20 protein-coding genes are annotated in these 19,480 nt (G+C 36.4%); all 20 read right to left on the bottom strand.

What is annotated here, in order from left to right:
• Positions 1-12: 12 nt before the first annotated feature.
• On the bottom strand, positions 13-663 hold the full coding sequence (hisIE, locus tag BST92_RS02580) for a bifunctional phosphoribosyl-AMP cyclohydrolase/phosphoribosyl-ATP diphosphatase HisIE (RefSeq protein ID WP_281256969.1): 651 nt from the start codon (positions 661-663) through the stop codon (positions 13-15).
• A gap of 110 nt (positions 664-773) precedes the next feature.
• The gene (gene hisF / locus BST92_RS02575) at positions 774-1,613 is read right to left on the bottom strand and encodes an imidazole glycerol phosphate synthase subunit HisF (RefSeq protein ID WP_105070046.1); all 840 of its coding nucleotides are present in this window, start codon (positions 1,611-1,613) and stop codon (positions 774-776) included.
• A gap of 140 nt (positions 1,614-1,753) precedes the next feature.
• Positions 1,754-2,287 (bottom strand): GNAT family N-acetyltransferase, encoded by a 534-nt coding sequence (locus BST92_RS02570; RefSeq protein WP_105070045.1) that lies wholly within the window; start codon positions 2,285-2,287, stop codon positions 1,754-1,756.
• Complete coding sequence (gene hisA, locus BST92_RS02565) at positions 2,280-2,993, bottom strand: 1-(5-phosphoribosyl)-5-[(5-phosphoribosylamino)methylideneamino]imidazole-4-carboxamide isomerase (RefSeq protein WP_105070044.1); 714 nt, start codon at positions 2,991-2,993, stop codon at positions 2,280-2,282. Before hisA ends, BST92_RS02570 begins: the two co-directional genes overlap by 8 nt.
• A 1-nt stretch (position 2,994) precedes the next feature.
• Positions 2,995-3,591, bottom strand: a complete 597-nt coding sequence (gene hisH, locus BST92_RS02560) for an imidazole glycerol phosphate synthase subunit HisH (protein WP_105070043.1) — start codon at positions 3,589-3,591, stop codon at positions 2,995-2,997.
• Positions 3,588-4,697, bottom strand: coding sequence for a bifunctional histidinol-phosphatase/imidazoleglycerol-phosphate dehydratase HisB (gene hisB, locus BST92_RS02555; protein WP_105070042.1), 1,110 nt, complete (start codon positions 4,695-4,697; stop codon positions 3,588-3,590). The genes hisH and hisB overlap by 4 nt, the downstream gene beginning before the upstream one ends.
• Before the next feature lie 39 nt (positions 4,698-4,736).
• Entirely contained in the window at positions 4,737-5,891 is a 1,155-nt protein-coding gene (locus BST92_RS02550; protein ID WP_105072182.1) for a pyridoxal phosphate-dependent aminotransferase, read from the bottom strand.
• Between the two features lie 52 nt (positions 5,892-5,943).
• Positions 5,944-7,650, bottom strand: coding sequence for a histidinol dehydrogenase (gene hisD, locus BST92_RS02545; protein WP_105070041.1), 1,707 nt, complete (start codon positions 7,648-7,650; stop codon positions 5,944-5,946).
• Positions 7,650-8,561, bottom strand: coding sequence for an ATP phosphoribosyltransferase (gene hisG / locus BST92_RS02540; RefSeq protein WP_245910845.1), 912 nt, complete (start codon positions 8,559-8,561; stop codon positions 7,650-7,652). The genes hisD and hisG overlap by 1 nt, the downstream gene beginning before the upstream one ends.
• A 305-nt stretch (positions 8,562-8,866) precedes the next feature.
• Positions 8,867-9,634: a tryptophan synthase subunit alpha gene (gene trpA / locus BST92_RS02535; RefSeq protein WP_105070040.1), complete on the bottom strand. Its 768-nt coding sequence runs from the start codon at positions 9,632-9,634 to the stop codon at positions 8,867-8,869.
• A 137-nt stretch (positions 9,635-9,771) separates the two neighbouring features.
• Complete coding sequence (gene trpB / locus BST92_RS02530; protein WP_105070039.1) at positions 9,772-10,941, bottom strand: tryptophan synthase subunit beta; 1,170 nt, start codon at positions 10,939-10,941, stop codon at positions 9,772-9,774.
• Positions 10,938-11,555: a phosphoribosylanthranilate isomerase gene (locus tag BST92_RS02525; RefSeq protein ID WP_245910842.1), complete on the bottom strand. Its 618-nt coding sequence runs from the start codon at positions 11,553-11,555 to the stop codon at positions 10,938-10,940. The genes trpB and BST92_RS02525 overlap by 4 nt, the downstream gene beginning before the upstream one ends.
• A gap of 17 nt (positions 11,556-11,572) precedes the next feature.
• Positions 11,573-12,376: an indole-3-glycerol phosphate synthase TrpC gene (gene trpC, locus BST92_RS02520; protein WP_105070037.1), complete on the bottom strand. Its 804-nt coding sequence runs from the start codon at positions 12,374-12,376 to the stop codon at positions 11,573-11,575.
• 47 nt (positions 12,377-12,423) lie between these two features.
• Positions 12,424-13,419 carry an anthranilate phosphoribosyltransferase gene (gene trpD / locus BST92_RS02515; RefSeq protein WP_105070036.1) on the bottom strand — a complete coding sequence of 332 codons (996 nt, stop codon included), beginning with the start codon at positions 13,417-13,419 and terminating at the stop codon, positions 12,424-12,426.
• A 1-nt stretch (position 13,420) separates the two neighbouring features.
• A complete protein-coding gene (locus BST92_RS02510; protein WP_105070035.1) occupies positions 13,421-13,987 on the bottom strand; it encodes an anthranilate synthase component II in 567 nt (188 codons plus the stop codon).
• Positions 13,987-14,472, bottom strand: a complete 486-nt coding sequence (locus BST92_RS02505) for a hypothetical protein (protein ID WP_105070034.1) — start codon at positions 14,470-14,472, stop codon at positions 13,987-13,989. The genes BST92_RS02510 and BST92_RS02505 overlap by 1 nt, the downstream gene beginning before the upstream one ends.
• The gene (locus BST92_RS02500) at positions 14,469-15,881 is read right to left on the bottom strand and encodes an anthranilate synthase component I family protein (protein WP_105070033.1); all 1,413 of its coding nucleotides are present in this window, start codon (positions 15,879-15,881) and stop codon (positions 14,469-14,471) included. The genes BST92_RS02505 and BST92_RS02500 overlap by 4 nt, the downstream gene beginning before the upstream one ends.
• Before the next feature lie 185 nt (positions 15,882-16,066).
• The gene (gene asnB, locus BST92_RS02495; protein ID WP_105070032.1) at positions 16,067-17,731 is read right to left on the bottom strand and encodes an asparagine synthase B; all 1,665 of its coding nucleotides are present in this window, start codon (positions 17,729-17,731) and stop codon (positions 16,067-16,069) included.
• Positions 17,732-17,938: 207 nt separating this feature from the next.
• Positions 17,939-18,577 carry a peptide-methionine (S)-S-oxide reductase MsrA gene (msrA, locus tag BST92_RS02490; protein ID WP_105070031.1) on the bottom strand — a complete coding sequence of 213 codons (639 nt, stop codon included), beginning with the start codon at positions 18,575-18,577 and terminating at the stop codon, positions 17,939-17,941.
• 121 nt (positions 18,578-18,698) lie between these two features.
• A complete protein-coding gene (locus tag BST92_RS02485; RefSeq protein WP_105070030.1) occupies positions 18,699-19,478 on the bottom strand; it encodes a zinc ribbon domain-containing protein in 780 nt (259 codons plus the stop codon).
• Positions 19,479-19,480: the final 2 nt, after the last annotated feature.

The following is a 19,480-nucleotide window of genomic DNA, read 5'->3' as shown; positions in this document are numbered from 1 at the left end:
TGATTCTTTATATCACTGTTGATGTCTTTTAGCGAGCTCTTTCTCAATATCTGCAAGAGATAATCCTTTTGCTTTTAATAAAACCAGATAGTGATACATAAGATCACCAGCTTCATAAATAAAATCTTCTTCTTTACCGTTAATCGCATCGATCACTGTTTCAACAGCTTCTTCACCTACCTTTTGAGCAACTTTATTAATTCCTTTTTGAATCAAAGAGTAAGTGTAAGAGCCTTCTACTTGATCGTCAATACGCTGGTGGATAGTTTTTTCAAGATCGTTTATAGTGAAATTGTTCTCGCTTTCGCGAAAGCGAGATTCATCACCATCATCAAAACAACTTACCGTTCCCGTATGACAAGTAGGACCATGTGCATTTGCTTTTATAAGAATAGTATCTTGATCACAATCGATTTTTATAGCTACCACATCCAGAAAATTATTAGAAGATTCTCCTTTAGTCCAAAGACGTTGTTTGCTACGTGAGAAAAAAGTCACTCTATTTTCTGCTTTTGTTTTTTCAAAAGCTTCTTCATTCATGTAGCCTAGCATTAGAACCTCTTTGCTCGTTGCATCTTGTACAATTACAGGTAATAAGCCGTTTTCTCCTTTATTCCAGTCTAGTTTCATATCTATAATTTCCGCGCAGGCGGAAATCTTCATTTCCCCACCGCAATCATTTTTAATGTCAAGCCGTCGCAGGACGGCTTCGCTTTTATTTTCCGCGCAGGCGGAAATATTTAATTTTAATCGTCATGCCAGTCACTAACCAATTAGATTCCTGCGTTCGCAGGAATTCTCATTGCAACTCCAGCCGCATTCAGTTGTTTTTTCAATTCAGGAACTGGTAATTCTCCAAAGTGAAAGATGCTCGCTGCAAGTCCAGCACTTGCTTCTGTGTCTTTAAATAGTTCTTCAAAATGAGCACTAGTTCCACCACCACCAGATGCAATAATAGGAGTACTTAATTTTCTAGATATGGCATCTGTAAGTTCTAGAGCAAAACCATTCTTTGTGCCATCGTGATCCATACTCGTTAACAAGATTTCTCCAGCACCTAATCGTTCAATTTCTTGACACCAAGAAATAGTTTCTAGTTCTGTCTCTACACGTCCACCGGCTACATAGACTTTATTTCCGCGCAGGCGGAAATCTGATGGTGTTGACTCGCTAGGATTGTTTTTTGAATCAGCTAGATTCCCATTTTCGTGGGAATGCTTGGTATCCACCGCAACCACCACACACTGACTTCCCAACTCTGCAGCGAGTTCACTAATTAGTTCTGGTCTTTTTACGGCAGCGCTATTGATAGCAATTTTATCAGCACCAGCTTTGATGATTTCTTTGGCAAGAGCTACGTCGTTAATTCCGCCACCTACTGTAAATGGTATGTTTAAAACGGCAGCTATTTCACGCACTAATGGTACTAAAGTGTCACGTTTTTCTATCGTTGCGGTGATGTCTAAAAAACACAACTCGTCAGCACCTTGCTCAGCATATTGCTTTGCAAGTTCTACTGGATCACCAGCATCTCGCAATCCAACAAAGTTGATTCCTTTTACCGTACGTCCATCCTTGATATCAAGGCATGGTATTATTCTTTTTTTTAGCATAATTCTCTGCGCAGGCGGAGATCTCTATGAGTCCAACACCTTCGACTGGTTTATTTGTCATTCCGCTGCATAGCGGAACCGGTTTGTATTTACATTAAAAGCCAGTTCATTATCTAGCCAGATTCCTGTTTTCACAGGAATTATTTGTTCCATTCTTCTACTAATAAGCCAAACTCATAGTTATCGCTCCATCCTGTTTTTAAGGGTAAGTTCTTTCTCTGGATTCCTTCTACTATAAAACCACACTTTTCCAGTACTCTCTTTGAAGCATGATTTTCAACAGCACATCCAGCCTCAACTCTATGAAGTTGGTGTTCTTTAAAACAAGATTTTAATAATCGAGTTATCGCTTCTGTGGCATAGCCTTGATTCCAGAATTTAGGATTAAACTTCATCCATAACTCTGCTTTCTTATATTTAGGTTGACCGAATAATATTCCGCAAATCCCTATAAAATCATTGCCATTTTTTAAACGAATAGAGTAGGTGAGTTTACTAATATTTTCTTGTTGATGATCTTTGATTTTTGCATCTAGTAAATCTTTAGTTACTTGAATACTGTCAGGTATTCCCATAGTATTGAATTCATCAACCTCAGGTATTAAATTTAATTCATGCAATTCGTTTAAATCGCTGGCCTCTAAAAGCTGATATGTTAATCGTTCACTATACAAATTCTCTTAATTGCTTAAATGTAATTCTACCTTCATAAAATGCTTTTCCTACTATGGCTCCTTCACAATTCATTTCGCGCAAGCGATATAAATCTTCTACCACAGCAACACCACCACTAGCTATTAACTTAACTGGTGCCGTTTTAAGAATCTGCTCATATAACTCATTACTAGTTCCAGCAAGCATACCGTCTTTTGCAATATCGGTACAAATTACATATTCAATTCCTTTTTTATTCCACTCTTTGATGAATTCTACCACTTCTAACTCGCTACTTTCTAACCAGCCATGTGTGGCGATTATTCCATCCTTAGCATCTGCTCCTAAGATAATCTTATCTGTTCCATATGTCGAAATCCAACCTTCAAAGGTTGCAGCATCCTTCACAGCAATACTACCACCGGTAACTTGTTTTGCACCACTTTCAAAAACAACTTTAATATCTTCGTCCGTTTTCACACCACCGCCAAAATCTACATGCAAACCAGTCTGTCCAGCGATGCGCTCCAGCACTTTCCAGTTCACGACGTGGCTGCTTTTTGCTCCATCTAGATCAACCAGATGCAAGTGCTTTATTCCATTTGCTTCAAATTCTTTTGCAACTTCTAGTGGGTCTTCATTATAAACCGTTTTCTGGTTGTAATCGCCTTGTGATAGACGCACACATTTACCGTCTATAATGTCTATTGCTGGTATAATACGCATACTATAATTCTATAAAGTTCTTTAATATCTGCTCACCTATTCCAGCACTTTTCTCAGGATGAAATTGCGTAGCATAAAAATTGTCTTTTTGCAACACACTACTGAAAGGTAAAATATAATCACAAGCCGCAACTGTATCCTTACAAACTTCAGCATAGTACGAGTGTACATAATAAACATCTGCTGCTGGTTGTAAGCCTTGCAAGATGGAAGATTGTTGATTAACAACCACAGTATTTAAACTATTCCATCCCATGTGAGGCACTTTCATTCCTGCAGTAGCCGGAAATTTCTTTACGGTAGTGTCAAAAATCCCTAGACATTCTGTATCACCTTCTTCACTGTGACTGCACATGAGTTGCATTCCTAGGCATATTCCTAGTACAGGCTGTTTTAATTCTTTTATGACTTGATCTAGTCCACGTTCACGCAAATAATTCATCGCGGTACCAGCTTCACCTACACCAGGGAAAATAACTTTGTCTGCCGCCTTTAATTCTTCAGGATCGTCAGTAACTTTATTTTCTATTCCTAGTCTGTTGAGCGCGTTAGTGACGCTTCCTATATTACCTGCGTTATATTTTACAATGGCAATCATAAAGTTCCTTTTGTACTCGGTAATTTACCATCACCAGTTTGTTTTACCGCCATTTTTATCGCTTTTGCAAACGCTTTAAATAAACTTTCTATTTTGTGGTGTTCGTTATCGCCTTCTACTTTCATGTTCAGGTTGCATTTTGCCGCATCGCTGAATGATTTAAAGAAGTGAAAGAACAATTCTGTAGGCATATCGCCCACATATTCACGTTTAAAATCTGCTTCCCAAACGATCCATGGTCTACCACCGAAGTCTATTCCTACTTGTGCTAACGAGTCGTCCATTGGTAGCAAGAAGCCATATCTATTGATTCCTTTTTTTGAGGATAACGCTTTCGCGAAAGCGTCACCTAAAGCAATCGCCGTATCTTCAATAGTGTGATGTTCATCTATTTCTAGATCGCCATTTACCTTAATATCTAGATCTAATGAGCCGTGACGTTGTAACTGCTCTAGCATGTGATCGTAGAACTTTAAACCGGTGTCTATTTTTCCGTTTCCAGATCCATCAAGGTTTAAAACGATGTTGATATCGGTTTCATTTGTTTTACGACTTACCGTGACCTTGCGAGGTTGTCCTTTTAAAAATTCAAAAATATCTTTCCAAGAATCCGTTTTAAGAACAACTAGTTCATCTTCAAAAGTAGAGTCGTCAGTAATACTAGGTAGCTGTATTCCTTTACAGCCTAAATTCTTAGCCAGTTGCATATCGCTATTGCGATCACCTATTACAAAACTATTCTCAAGGTCGTAATTACCTTTTATATAATGCGTCAATAAACCAGTTTGTGGTTTACGAGTAGGTGCATTTTGCTCAGGAAAAGAACGATCGATTAAAACCTCGCTGAAGTGAATACCTTCATTTTCTAGAACATTCATCATTAAGTTATGCACTGGCCAGAAGGTGTTTTCTGGAAAACTATCTGTTCCTAATCCGTCTTGATTAGTCACCATAACTAGTTCATAATCCAGCTCTCGAGCGATGCGATGTAGCTGAGTAATCGCCATAGGCAAGAATTCCAACTTTTCATAACTATCCAGTTGATAATCTACTGGTGGCTCTTTTACGATGGTACCATCGCGATCTATAAATAATACTTTTTTCATAGGTCAAGCCGTTGCAGAACGGCTTCGGTTTTAATTAATCTAAATCTCTTTAATTTCTCTTAACGCTGTAATCACCGCTTTACATTCCATCATTGTCCCAACGGTAAATCGTAAGGTATCTTCAATCTGACTGCTGCGATTACGTATAATAATTCCTTTATCACGTAGGTAATTATAAACTTGCGTAGCGTTATCTACTTTGGCAAGTACAAAATTTGCCTCACTAGGATAAACTTCTTTTATGAAGTCAAAACTGTTTAAATGCTCCACAAGAAAATCTCTGTTATTGATAATTTCTTGTATTTCACTTTTTGTTTTTTCTTCGTCTTGTAAAGCCTCTAGAACTGCTTTTTGAGACAATTCGTTCACATTATATGGTGGCTTTGTTCTATTGAATAATTCAATAATTTCTGGAGAAGAAAAGGCAAATCCTACTCGAGCGCCAGCCATTCCATGAGCCTTAGACATGGTTTGTAACACCACAAGATTAGGATAATCTTCTAGTCGTTTTATAAAACTCATGTTCTCTGTAAAATCTTGATAAGCCTCATCTACCACGATAATACCATTAAAACTACCGAACAATTTATCTAATTGTCTTTGGTTTTCTAGCATTTCTGCTTCAAATTCTGGAGCAAATGGCATATCCATCATCCCGCCACGAGTGTAATTTTGTGCTTGCCAGTCGTGTTTAAAATCGGCTTTGAGCAATACGTTTCCAGTAGGATTATTAGGAGAACATATCCATAATAGTTTTGCTTTCGCGAAAGCGGAACTTTTTAAAATTTCATCAAGATCTAATGAAAAATCTTTGTTCAATGGCACTTTTAAAACACTAACGTCATTAATCGCTGCACTAACTTCATACATTCCATAAGTAGGTGGACAAGTAATTACTGTGTCTTTTCCAGGTTCACAGAAAATGCGATATAGCAAATCAATAGCCTCATCACTACCATTACCTACAAATATTTGGTCTGGTGAAATGTCCTTTTGTTTTGCGAGTTCTTCTTTTATCGCAGACTGTAATGGGTCTGGATAACGGTTTAAATCGCCTTTAGGATTTTCATTTGCGTCTAGTAAAGTTAGCTCATTTTTATCGCTACCGTACAAATCAAATTCACTGCGCGCACTAGAATAAGGCTTCAAATTCCAGATGTTCTTGCGGACTATGTTTTCTAAGTTAAATTCCATGTTTATTTCGTTTAAGCCCCATTGTCCTGCGGACATTTCCCCAAAAGGGAAACTAATTGGGTCTCGCTGTGCTCGTGTTTTTTATTGTTTCAATTACTGATTCTAAGTCGTTTAGTACATTGTCATTTGAAAACCTTATGACTTTAAAACCTTGTGATTCTAAAAAATCTTGTCTTAATCTGTCCTCTTCAATTTGATTTAAATGTATGTCTCCATCTATCTCTACGATTAGACGTTTTTCAACAGATGCAAAATCAACTATATATTTATCAATGATGTGCTGTCTTCTAAATTTAATGTCTAATTTTTTATTTCTCAATTCTTCCCAAACCAACGCTTCAGTTTCAGTTGGGTTTTTACGCATTTGAGAGGCTCTTTCTTTTAATGTACCGTAAATTGATTTGCGAGCAGTTTCGTACGAGTATTTTTGACGTCCTTTAAAAGTCCCTTCCTCTGGAAGGGATTTAGGGTTGGCTTTTATGCTATTTAATCGTACACTCACCGCATTTTTGTGCGCATCTAATCCTTCGGCAGTAGCCATTATTTCAACGGCTGGCCCTAGGTTTTTCAACCCTTGTGGTGTTGCTTTTTGATAGGTCACTTTATTTACAAAACTATCTACAGATACTCCACTATAATTACGTGCATATCCATAGGTAGGTAGGGTGTGGTTAGTACCACTAGCATAATCACCTAAACTCTCGCAAGTATATGAACCTATAAAAATAGATCCAGCAACTTGAATTTGCTCTGCAACTTCATCAGCATTTTCTGTATTTATGATCAAGTGTTCTGGTGCATATGCATCCGACCATTTGATACATTCTGCTATGTTTTCTAGAACAATAGTTTTACTGTTTTCAATAGCCTTTTCTGCAGTTTGCTTTCGCGAAAGCGTGCTTAATTGAATAGTTAATTGCTCATTTACAGCCTCGGCTAGAGTAATAGAATCTGTGAGTAAGATTACTTGAGAGTCTGGACCATGTTCTGCTTGTGCGAGTAAATCTGCTGCTACAAATACTGGGTTTGCTTTTTGGTCTGCAATAACTAAAACTTCTGACGGTCCAGCAGGCATGTCAATGGCGACACCTTGCTGTTGTGCTAATTCTTTAGCCCTAGTCACAAAGGCATTTCCAGGTCCGAAGATTTTATCTACGGCAGGAATACTTTCTGTACCATAAGTCATGGCAGCGATAGCTTGAGCGCCTCCAGCCTTGTAGATTTCAGTAACTCCACAAAGACTTGCCGTGTACAATACCGCTGGATTAATATCTCCATTTGAGTCTGTAGGACTACAAAGAACGACACGTTTGTTGTCAGCAATCTTTGCCGGAATAGCGAGCATTAATACTGTAGAAAAAAGAGGAGCAGAGCCACCGGGAATATATAGACCTACTTTTTGGATAGGTAAAGATTTTCTCCAGCAAGTCATCCCAGGCATGGTTTCTATTACAGGATAATCTTGAGTGTAACAAGCCTCATGGAATTTGTAAATGTTTTGATAAGCAGTTTGTATTGCTGCTTTTAATTCAGGAGAAATAAGTGTAGATGCCTGTTCAATCTCTTTTTCTGTAACTCTAAGAGTGTCTAATTTTGCCTTATCAAATTTTTCTGCAAAAGCAAATAAGGCTTGATCACCATTTTCCTTAACTAGCTGTATAATATCATTTACAGCAGTTTCTACATTAGCACGTTCTTGTTGAGGACGTTCTAGCAATTCTTGTTGTTGAGAATAATCTGGATTAGAAATGATTTTCATTATGCGATCAATTTTTCAATTGGACTCACTAAAATGCCTTGTGCACCAGCATCTTTTAATTGGTCGATGACATTCCAGAAATCATTTTCTTCGATTACAGAGTGTAGGCTGGACCAACCATTTTCAGCTAGTGGTAAAACGGTTGGGCTCTTCATACCAGGTAACAAGGCAGATATTTCTTCAATCTTATCATTAGGTGCATTCAATAAGATGTATTTGCTTTTTTGTGCATTTTGTACCGCATCGATTCTGAAAGTTAGCTTGTCAAGTATTTCTTTCTTCTCTACGCTTAAGTTGGGATTAGAAATTAAAACGGCTTCACTATACATTACCGTTTCTACTTCTTTAAGGCCATTCATAATAAGAGTTGAACCGGTAGAGACGATGTCACAAATACCTTCTGCTAGGCCTATTCCTGGAGCAATCTCTACAGATCCACCTATTTCTTCAGTAGTAGCATTAATACCTTTATCTGCAAAGAATTTTTTAACGATAGTGGTATAACTACTAGCTACCTTTTTACCATTGAACCATTCTAGTCCTGTATAATTAACATCTTTTTGAACAGCAAGGCTTAAACGACAACCTGCAAAACCTAGTTGCTTGATCACGTCTACTTCTTGGTCTTTTTCTTCTACTTCATTAAGTCCTAGAATACCAAGGTCTGCAACGCCATTTGCAACGTATTGTGGTATATCATCATCTCTTAGGAAAAGAATTTCCATAGGAAAGTTTTTTGCTTGAGTGGATAATTTACGACCACCATTGTCAAATTTGATTCCGCAATCCTTTAAGAGTTGCAAAGATTTATCTGATAATCTTCCTGATTTTTGTACAGCTATGCGAATACCTGCGAAGGCAGGTATCTGTTTCTTGTTATTCACTTCGTTTGAATTTGTGTCCTTGTTCATTGTTGTTATTTATGTCTGAATCCATTTGCATGCGCTTTTTGGGTCAGAGATTCCCACTTTCGTGGGAATTACAAACAAAAAAAACCGCCTGAAACAGACGGTTTTTAAAATATGTTTGAGTTACATCAATACATTTTTAGCTCGCCTGACGGTAAGTGAAAAAATGATGATGATGTACGTTTTGTGCTTTCATTGTGGTGCAAACATAAGTCTGAAAATTGAATGCTGAAAATTAATCCTACTTTATTAATAGGATTTAACTTTATTTTAAAATTCTGTACTTACTTGTTTAGTCTTTTCCTCTGTTATTGTTTAATACTTGCTACAAAGTTTGCAGTTGCATTTGCAATGTCATCTACATCAGTTATTTGTCTGATAAATTCACTACCTATAATCGCACCATTAACATACTTACAAGCATCTTTAAAATTCTGTTCATTTTTAATATTGAAGCCAGTTAGAATAGGAGTTTTTAATTTCATGTCTTTCAGTTTACCTAAGTAATCTGCTGCTGCAGAGAAATCTGCTTTAGATCCTGTAGTACTAGCCGAGCTAACTGCATATATAAAACCGTTAGAGTTTTCGTCGATTTCTCTAATACGTTTTTCTGAAGTCTGTGGTGTTACTAAGAATATATTACTGATGTTATATTTCTCAAAGATCTGTTTAAATTCAGTTTGATATACATACATAGGTAAGTCTGGAACTATTAGTCCATCAACGCCTACTTCTTGACATTTTTTACAAAAATTCTCTAATCCATATTGCATCACAGGATTCAAATATCCCATCAATAAAACAGGAACCTTAGGCGTATGATTTTTTAATTGAGAAAATAACTTTTCAATAGACATTCCATTCTCTAAAGCAATTTTGCTGCTTTCTTGAATAGTAGGCCCATCTGCTAGCGGATCACTGAATGGAATTCCTATTTCTACTAAATCGACTTTTGCATTTTCTAAAGCCGTGAGTAGAGTAGTGGTATCTTCTAGTTGTGGATATCCAGCGGTAAAGAATATATTCAACAAGTTTTGAGGCTTGTTTTTAAGTAGTTCTGTGAGTTTGTTGTTCATATCATTCCTGCGCAGGCAGGAATCTCTTTTAAGATTATCACCTGCGACTGATTTATACAAGCCCCATTGTCCTGCGGACATTTCCCCCAATGGGGAAACCTTATCAGACTCGCGTTGCTCCTTATGTTATTTTAATTTTAAACTAGTTTTAATTCCTCCATATATGTATTCATGTCCTTATCACCGCGACCAGATAGATTGATCACAACACGATCTGTAGGTTTTAGATCCAGATCTTTTAAAACTGAAAAAGCATGTGCTGTTTCTAGTGCAGGAATAATACCTTCAAGGCGACTACATTCTACAGCTGCTTCTAATGCAGCAGCATCTGTAACAGCCATATACTGTGCTCGATCTGACACTTTTAACCATGCATGTGCTGGTCCGATTCCAGGATAATCTAGTCCTGCCGAAATACTATGAGGTTCTACAACCTGTCCATCTTTATCTTGCATCATTATAGAACGACTTGCGTGTAAAACACCTGGAGTTCCTAGAGTTAATGTAGCTGCAGTCTTATCAGTATCTATACCTAAACCAGCCGCTTCTACACCTATTAATTTTACTTCTTTATCATCTAAAAAGTGATAAAAAGCACCCATGGCATTAGATCCACCACCTACACAAGCAATCACATAATCTGGTAAACCATCCATTTGCTTCTTGATCTCTTCAGAAATCACAGATTGATATCTTGCTACCATGTCTGGATAAGGATGAGGTCCAACTACAGAACCTATAATGTAATGAGTATCTTCTGGATTATTGATCCAGTCGCGCATGGCCTCATTGGTAGCATCTTTTAATGTTTTAGAACCACTAGTTGCTGGACGTACTGTAGCACCTAGCATTTTCATACGTGCTACATTAGGAGCTTGACGTTCAATATCTTTTTCACCCATGTAAACGATACATTCTAGTCCTTTTAGTGCACAAACAGTGGCTGTTGCAACACCATGCTGTCCTGCACCAGTCTCTGCAATAATTCTTTTTTTACCTAGCTTTTCGGCAAGTAAAATCTGTCCGATGGTGTTATTTACTTTATGAGCGCCAGTATGACATAGGTCTTCACGTTTCAACCAGATTTCTGCTCCATATTTTGCTGATAACCTTTTTGCCAAAAACAGAGGAGTAGGGCGACCTACATAATCCTTAAGCAATTGATGAAACTCTTCTTGAAACTCTGGAGATTTTTCTATCTCAAGATAGTTTTCTTGAAGTTCTTCAATGTTAGGATAGAGCAATTCTGGAATGAATGCACCACCGAATTCTCCATAAAATCCTTTTTCATCTACTTGATAGCTCATTTTCTTAATTTTTCTATGAATGTTTTTATTTCTTCTATGTTTTTAACACCAGGCTCTGTCTCAAATTTTGAATTAAGATCAATGCCTAAAAACATGTTGTGTTTAAATTCTTTTATCATGGTGACATCATTTTTTGAAATGCCACCACTTAATAAAAACGGAACTTCTCCCTTATAAGAGTCGAGAATAGACCAGTTAAATTTCTTGCCACTACCACCATAATTAGGTGTAGCAGTATCAAATACGAAAAAAAGTTTGCCGACATATTGCGATGCAAGCTTTTCCCATTCTTTTAAGGTATCAAAATTAAAGTCTTCGGTGATTTGAAATGCTTTAAATATCTTGATGTCTATTTCTAGTAACGCTTTCGCGAAAGCGGGATTCTCATCACCATGTAGTTGAACCACATCTAGTTGTAATGGTATAATGTCTTTTAAAATATTGTCAACAGTTTCATTCACATACACACCTACAGTGCCTTTATTCATGGTTTGTTGTGCTACTTCTTGCTTTTGAGAATTGTCTACAAACCGCTTAGACTTTGAGTAACGTATAATTCCCATGAAATCGATGTCCAATTCTTGTAGCTGGTTGATATTGTGGATGTCGCGCATGCCGCACACTTTAATCATCATGATTTTATAGCTTTTATAAATTGCTCGCAACTTGCTCCTGGTAAGTCCGTTTTCATAAAGTTTTCACCTATTAAAAATCCTTGAAAGCCCAGCTCTTTAAGTTCTTTAACTGTTTCTGGATTAGAAATACCGCTTTCTGATATAGCAAGAACGCCTTCTGGAAAATGCGGTAAAAGGTCTTTACTGTTTTGAATATCAGTTTTAAACCTCTTTAAATCTCTATTGTTTACGCCTATGATAAATTTTGAGGAATTAAAAGAAGCGGTTACTTCTTTAATACGGTTTAACTCATCTAGATCATGGACTTCAAAAAGAATTTCAAGACCTAAATTCATCGCCTCTAAAGACATGGTTTTTAATTCTTCATTATTCAAACATGCTGCGATAAGTAGGATAGCATCTGCTCCATAGGCTTTGGCTTCATGAATTTGATATAAGTCAATCATGAAATCCTTGCGCAGGATAGGTATATTAACTTCTGATCTTGTTTCAAGTAAATCTTGTAGGGTTCCACCGAAAAAAGGCTGGTCTGTTAAACAACTAATTGCGCTCGCACCAGCTTTTTCGTATCCTTTAACGACTTCTTGTATGCTCGCTGGGCAATTGAAAGAGCCTTTACTAGGACTTTGTCTTTTATGCTCGGCAATAATACCGCTGCCATTCTTTAAACCATTATGTAATGAAAAAGCTTGTCTAGAATAGAATGGCATCTCTCTTAATTGAGAAAGAGATGTTTTATTTTTTCTAACTTTTAAGTCTTGAGCAGTTTGATTGGTTATTTTCTTAAGAATATCTTCCATGAGAAGTAAAATTGAACTCTAAATTAAATTATGAATGGATTGTAGTTCTAAACTTTAAGCTCCATAAGTTTCTGAAAGCTTTTTAAGGCTTTTCCGGATTCTAATGATTCTCTAGCTACAACTACTGCTTCTTTAATAGAAATGCTTTTTGCAACGGCTATTGCGGTTGCTGCATTTGCTATAACTACATTCTTTTGTGCATCGGTCGCTTTATTTTCAAGTACTTTCATAAAAATCAACGCAGCATCTTCTACGGTATCACCGCCATAAATATCTGATTGTTTAAGAGGTATCATATCAAAATCACTAGCCGATAGATCGCTAACTCCATTATTTCTAGCCAAGCGTACTTTACCTGTCAAGCTTACTTCATCATAACCTTCATGCGCATGTAATATGGCATATTTTTTATCAGTCTCTGATTGAAAAAGATACTCGTAATTACGAGCTAGTTGTAAATTAAAAACGCCTACACTTTGTAATTTAGGTTTGGCTGGATTTACTAATGGGCCTAACATATTAAAGAAGGTTTTTACCCCTAATTGCTTTCTTATGGGTGCCACTGCCTTCATCGCAGGATGAAATAAAGGTGCATGTAAGAAAGTGATGTTAGCCTCAGTTATTTGTTTTCTTAAAACTTCATGATCATTTGTAAATACAAATCCTAGATGTTCCATAACGTTAGAAGAACCACTTACAGAACTGACTCCATAGTTACCGTGTTTTGCAACTGGTACACCAGCTCCAGCGGTTACAAAACTCGCTAAAGTACTGATGTTAAAAGTGTCTTTTCCGTCACCACCAGTACCACATAAATCTATAGGATTGAATTCTGAAAGGTCTATAAGATTTGCTTGTTCTAACATGGCATCTCTAAAGCCTGCTAATTCTTCTACGGTGATGCTGCGCATGCCATAAACAGTTAAGAAGGCAGCAATTTGCGCATCATTTACAGCACCACTTGTGATAGCAGTAAGGATATCGTATGCCGCTTGTCGCGAAAGCGTGCCATGATTAAATAATTCATTTAGAATTTCTTTCATGCTATAAGGTGTCTATAAAGTTCTTGAGCATCGTTTTTCCCTGCGGAGTCATGATACTTTCTGGATGAAATTGTAGTCCGTAAATAGGTAGTTCTTTATGTTTTAAAGCCATAATTTGACCATTTTCATCAGTTGCAGTTATTTCTAAAACATCTGGAAAACTACTGGCTTGAGCAGCCCATGAATGGTAACGTCCAGCCTCAAAATTAGTGTCAATGTTTTCAAAAAGCTCATTACCCGTGTGTGTCATTTGTGTTGAAATCCCATGATATACCTTATCAAGGTTAATAATTTCTCCACCAAAGACTTCAGTAATGGCCTGATGTCCTAAACATATTCCTAGTAGCGGCTTTTTATCTTTTAAAAAATCAATGATGGGTATAAGATTACCAGCTTCACTTGGTATTCCTGGTCCTGGAGATAGTACGATAGCATCATAATTAACACACTCTTCTGGTGTTATTTTATCGTTACGTACTACGGTGACATTTACATCTAAATCTTCTAAATAGTGAACTAGATTGAAGGTAAAAGAGTCGTAATTATCTATGATAAGAATGCTTTTCATTATTTAATAATTTGAAATTTACCTTTTGAGTCAATAGAATACCTTGTTTTATTTTGATTCACCATTTTTTCAATAGTGAGGTCTTTAAAAACTTTACCTGAAAAAATAGTGTCATTATCAGTTCTAGATAAAACTAATTCGTCAATTAAGGCATTTGAATGGTTATAACTTCTTAAAGTTAGTACTGTCCTCATACCTTCTTCTGCTTTGAAATTTTTCATCATAGGTTTGATAAAATATAGTTCCTTAAATCCTATAGTACTTCCCAAACGATATTGAACAGCCGTAGCGTTATAAGCCTCTGATGATGTTAGATAATCATTGATGTTTTTATGATTTGTTTTAAAATCAATAGCATCAGTAACGTTTAATTTTAAATTCTTTGTTGATGGTGAGGCTTCATAAATAACATCGTTTGAATCACAAGAAATAAAAATTACAGCGAGGATTAAGCTTGATAAAAATTTTAATGTTTTTGTTCTCATTTTATAGAATGGTTTTGAGTTGCTTGATTAATGGCCTTCCGCAAGGCGTTAGTTTTATTATATACTTCTTGTGTCTCGTCATCAATATTACTGTGTACAACTACACCTGCTCCAGCTCTAAAGTTAAGAGTCTTTCCTTGTGATAAAATACTGCGTATTATAATGGCATGATTAAAATTACCATCAAATCCTAGGTATCCTATGGCTCCACCATAAAAACTGCGACTAGATGATTCATATTGATCAATGAGTTGCATGGCCTTATATTTAGGAGCGCCACTCAAGGTGCCAGCTGGAAAGGTATCACCTATTAAACGTATTTTATCTTCTTCGTTAATTAATCCTGTAACTTTACTAACCATGTGTATAACATGAGAGTAGAAATGAATATTTTGATAATCAGTAACAGAAACATCTCTTGCGTGTCTGCTTAGATCATTGCGCGCTAGATCAACTAACATTACATGTTCTGCAGTTTCTTTAGGGTCTTTTTTCAATTCCTCGGCGGCTTTTAGATCGGCACTGTCATTACCTGTTCTTTTATAAGTTCCGGCAATAGGTTGAATGCTGGCATGATTTTCTTTAATAATTAATTGAGCTTCAGGTGAAGATCCAAATATTCTATAATTACCGTAGTCAAAATAGAATAAATATGGACTAGGATTAATGGCTCTTAATTCACGGTATACGTTGAAATCATCTCCTTGAAAATCTTGAGAAAATTTACGAGATAATACAATTTGAAATACATCACCACGTCGACAATGTTCTTTTCCTTTTTCAATTAAATTTTTAAAGGCATCATCATTCATTTCTGATGTTTCGGCGCCAGTAGTATTAAAACTATACTGCGCAACATCTTTATGTTTGATGACACTAAGCAGTTCATTCATTTTAGAATTCTTACCATCATAAAGATGTTCAAAAATATGTAGTTGGTTGTGGTAATGATCAAATACCATTACATTTTGAAATACTTGATAATGGGCAAGAGGTATGTTGTTTTCGCTTTCGCGAAAGCGAAACTCTAATGACTCAAATAACTGCACAGCATCATATCCTAAATAACCGAAGAGGCCGTGATTAGGAAATGGTAAATCTGAGAGTGTATGAGAGAATGAATCCTTAAATTGTGTAAGTCCAGCTGCTAAATCATAGCCTGAATCATAAGATGATTGTTGAAAAGTGCCATCTGGAAACTGGCTATCTATACTAGAATTTGTGACTGAAAATTGAGCTACTGGATTACAGCAAATAAAAGAATAGCTATTACTGCGTTCTCCATACTCGTTACTTTCTAGTAAGATACTACCAGGATATTTATCACGCAATCGCATGTATATGGCTACAGGAGTAAGCATGTCTGCTAGAATAGATTCTTGTGTGGTAGTTGCTTTATGTTTTTGCATTATGACTTCTAAAAATGGGTAAAAGAAAAAGGTCTGCCGTTAAGCAGACCTTTAGTTATATAAACATACGGGTGACTTTACGGCTGTTGAGCTGTATAATTCCACCACCAAGTATGATTTGCGTTTCTCATAGAAGTTGTAAATGTAAGTAGGCATTTTAAATCCTACAAGTATCTAACATTTTTTTAATAACCTTCATCATGTACACCGCTTACAGCACGTCCAGATGGGTCATTCATGTTTTTAAATGCCTCATCCCATTCCAGTGCAACCGGTGTTGAACAGGCTACAGATTTTAAAGAAGGGACACAATTTGCGGCCGTATCACTAGGGAAGTGTTCACTAAAAATACTGCGGTAGTAATACTCTTCTTTATTTTGTGGTGGATTGATTTTGTATTTATATGGAGCTGCTTCCATCATCTCATCAGTAACAACGTCGTTTACGACTTCTTTTAAGGTGTCTATCCAGCTGTAGCCTACACCATCGCTAAATTGTTCTTTTTGACGCCATGCGACACTTTCAGGTAAATAATCCTCAAAAGCTTCTCTAAGTATGTGCTTTTCCATTTTGCCACCACCACACATTTTGTCTTGGGGATTAAGTCGCATTGCAACATCAATAAATTCTTTATCAAGAAAAGGTACACGACCTTCTATTCCCCATGCAGCCAGCGATTTATTTGCTCTTAAGTTGTCATAAAGATGTAATGTGTCAAGTTTACGAACTGTTTCTTTATGAAACTCCTCGGCATTAGGTGCTTTGTGAAAGTATAAATATCCACCAAAAATTTCATCACTACCTTCTCCAGAAAGTACCATTTTGATACCCATAGATTTTATGACCCTAGCTAGTAAATACATAGGAGTTGAAGCTCTAATGGTTGTTACGTCATAGGTCTCTAAGAAATATACCACATCCTTAATGGCGTCTAATCCTTCTTGAATTGTAAAATTTACACTGTGGTGTACAGTTCCTATATGATCAGCAACTTTTTGTGCAGCTGCTAGATCTGGTGATCCTTCTAAACCTATAGCAAACGAGTGAAGTTGCGGCCACCAAGCATCACTGTTATCACCAGTTTCTATACGTTTTGCAGCATATTTTTTTGCAACTGCACTAACTATAGAGCTATCTAATCCACCAGATAGCAATACTCCATAGGGTACGTCACTCATTAAATGTCTATGAACAGAATCTTCCATGGCTTTTTTAAGATCTGCGACAGAGCTTGTATTGCCTTTTACGGCATCATAATTTTTCCACTCGCGATCATACCACTTTGTAAAACTATTATCCTTACTATAATAATAGTGCCCTGGAGGAAATGGATTGATTTGATTACAAGTTCCTTCTAAAGCTTTAAGCTCACTTGCAACATAGAATTGCCCAAGTTCATCTGTACCGTAGTAAAGAGGAATAATTCCCTGATGGTCCCTTGCACAAAGGAAAACATCTTTTTCACTGTCATAAAGTGCAAAGCCGTACATTCCTGTAAGCTCATCCATAAAGTCTACACCTTTATCTTGATAAAGCGCTAATATGACCTCACAGTCACTTTTAGTTTTAAAATCATAACTATCTTTATAATGATCGCGTATTTTTTGATGGTTATAGATCTCTCCATTAACGGCAAGTACGATTTTACCGTCTGGACTATATAAAGGTTGACCTCCAGATTGAGGATCTACAATGGTTAATCGTTCATGAGCAAGTATGGCATTGTCGCCACAATAGATTCCCGACCAGTCAGGTCCTCTATGTCTTAATTTTTTTGAAAGTTCTAAAACTTTTTCTCGTTGCTCTTGGCTGTCTTTCTTCAGCTGAAACATCCCTACTATTCCACACATAATTAAATTGTTTAAATGAAAAAAGGCCTACTGTGAAGTAGACCTTTTGAATTTTTTAAAATACCAGATACTACTTTACGTCAGTAAAGAATTATTATTGAAGCTGATATTATTATTTTTTATCATAATACTGTAAATGTATATAAATTCTTTTAAGAAACAAATTTAAATTTCTAAATATGTATTCTACAATTTACCTTAGAACTGTTAATGACTTACCGTAGGTTTAATTACATCGGGCATTTTAGAAGCAAATTTTCTCCACCGTGGAATAGATACGCCTTGTATATAGCCTTGGTTGGGGTGCAATTTTGCATAGTCTTGATGATAATCTTCGGCTATCCAGAATTTTTCAAATGCCTTTACTTCTGCAGCGACTTTAAAACCATCATTAGTTAATGCGGCAATTTTATCTTCTATTATTTTCTTTTGCTCTTGGTTCTGGTAGAAAATAATGCTGCGGTACGATTCACCTATGTCTGGACCTTGACCATTGACTTGCTCTATATTTTGAGAGGCAAAATAAACATCTACCAATGTTTTAAAGCTTACGATTTTAGGATCATATATAATTTCATTTGCCTCGGCATGGTCAGAATGATTTCTATATGTAGGATTTTCAGTAGTGCCGCCGCTATAACCAGAGATAGCTTCTTGAACTCCTACAACGCTTTCATATATTTCCTCAACACACCAAAAACAGCCGCTAGAAAAGTAAGCTCTCTCTAATCCATCTTGAGTATTAACTTGAACTGGTATAGCTTCTTTTTTATCTGTCTTTTTCTCAACTGGTGTATTACAGGTAGAAGCTAAAATTATTAAAATTAATGTGCTTATTAGTTTCATGATTTAATGTTTTAAAGAGTAAAATTACCTTTTGAGGAAAGTATATATATTAAAACCTCGTTAAATAAAAAATCCCTTAACTATGCTTAGATAAGGGATTTCTATGTAGTTTACTAAGAAGTTACAGTTTAGCAAATACTTTTTCCATAGCTTCAACTTGCTCTTCTGCAAGAGCAGCATCTACTAAGATACGTCCTGAGTGCTCATCAGTAATAATTTTTTTACGACTAGCAATCTCCACTTGTACTTGAGGTGGTATGGTAAAATAAGAACCTCCAGAGGCACCACGCTCAATAGGCACAACAGCAAGACCATTACGTACACTAGTTCTAATACGTGTATAAGCTTTGATCAATCGAGGCTCAACAGTAGTTGCATGATCTTGAGACATTTTCATAAGAGCTTGCTCTTCTTTTTCTGTCTCTTTTAGAATTTCTTCTAACTCAGATTTTTTGTGCTTTAAATGCTCAGTACGTTGTGACATACGCTCTTTGCTAGCATTTACAACTTCGTTTTGCTGCTCTATTTGAGCTTTGAACTCACGAATGTGCTTTTCTGCAAGTTCAATCTCTAACTCTTGAAATTCGATTTCTTTAGATAGAGAGTTGAATTCACGATTGTTGCGTACATTCTTTTGTTGTTCTGTATACTTTTTGATAAGAGATTTAGATTCTTCAATTCTATTTTTCTTATCCTTGATAGATTCGTTCAGTTCTTCAAGTTTAGCGCTAAGCTTAACCACACGTGTGTTTAATCCTTCCACTTCATCTTCTAGATCTTTTACCTCAAGAGGTAATTCACCGCGCACATTGCGAATCTCATCTATTCTGGAATCGATTAATTGTAGATTGTAAAGCTCTCTAAGCTTATCTTCTACAGTAGCTTCAGTCTTTTTTGCCATCT

Source organism: Nonlabens arenilitoris (assembly GCF_002954765.1).
Taxonomy (GTDB): Bacteria; Bacteroidota; Bacteroidia; order Flavobacteriales; family Flavobacteriaceae; genus Nonlabens; species Nonlabens arenilitoris.
Note: the sequence above shows the minus strand (reverse complement) of the source record. Positions and strands in the feature narration are given on the sequence as shown.

Coding starts and splice junctions, on each gene's coding strand:
- hisIE (WP_281256969.1), bottom strand. CDS start 663: ATGAAGATTTCCGCCTGCGCGGAAATTATAGATATGAAACTAGACTGG.
- hisF (WP_105070046.1), bottom strand. CDS start 1,613: ATGCTAAAAAAAAGAATAATACCATGCCTTGATATCAAGGATGGACGT.
- hisA (WP_105070044.1), bottom strand. CDS start 2,993: ATGCGTATTATACCAGCAATAGACATTATAGACGGTAAATGTGTGCGT.
- hisH (WP_105070043.1), bottom strand. CDS start 3,591: ATGATTGCCATTGTAAAATATAACGCAGGTAATATAGGAAGCGTCACT.
- hisB (WP_105070042.1), bottom strand. CDS start 4,697: ATGAAAAAAGTATTATTTATAGATCGCGATGGTACCATCGTAAAAGAG.
- BST92_RS02550 (WP_105072182.1), bottom strand. CDS start 5,891: ATGGAATTTAACTTAGAAAACATAGTCCGCAAGAACATCTGGAATTTG.
- hisD (WP_105070041.1), bottom strand. CDS start 7,650: ATGAAAATCATTTCTAATCCAGATTATTCTCAACAACAAGAATTGCTA.
- hisG (WP_245910845.1), bottom strand. CDS start 8,561: ATGAACAAGGACACAAATTCAAACGAAGTGAATAACAAGAAACAGATA.
- trpA (WP_105070040.1), bottom strand. CDS start 9,634: ATGAACAACAAACTCACAGAACTACTTAAAAACAAGCCTCAAAACTTG.
- trpB (WP_105070039.1), bottom strand. CDS start 10,941: ATGAGCTATCAAGTAGATGAAAAAGGATTTTATGGAGAATTCGGTGGT.
- BST92_RS02525 (WP_245910842.1), bottom strand. CDS start 11,555: ATGCGCGACATCCACAATATCAACCAGCTACAAGAATTGGACATCGAT.
- trpC (WP_105070037.1), bottom strand. CDS start 12,376: ATGGAAGATATTCTTAAGAAAATAACCAATCAAACTGCTCAAGACTTA.
- trpD (WP_105070036.1), bottom strand. CDS start 13,419: ATGAAAGAAATTCTAAATGAATTATTTAATCATGGCACGCTTTCGCGA.
- BST92_RS02510 (WP_105070035.1), bottom strand. CDS start 13,987: ATGAAAAGCATTCTTATCATAGATAATTACGACTCTTTTACCTTCAAT.
- BST92_RS02505 (WP_105070034.1), bottom strand. CDS start 14,472: ATGAGAACAAAAACATTAAAATTTTTATCAAGCTTAATCCTCGCTGTA.
- BST92_RS02500 (WP_105070033.1), bottom strand. CDS start 15,881: ATGCAAAAACATAAAGCAACTACCACACAAGAATCTATTCTAGCAGAC.
- asnB (WP_105070032.1), bottom strand. CDS start 17,731: ATGTGTGGAATAGTAGGGATGTTTCAGCTGAAGAAAGACAGCCAAGAG.
- msrA (WP_105070031.1), bottom strand. CDS start 18,577: ATGAAACTAATAAGCACATTAATTTTAATAATTTTAGCTTCTACCTGT.
- BST92_RS02485 (WP_105070030.1), bottom strand. CDS start 19,478: ATGGCAAAAAAGACTGAAGCTACTGTAGAAGATAAGCTTAGAGAGCTT.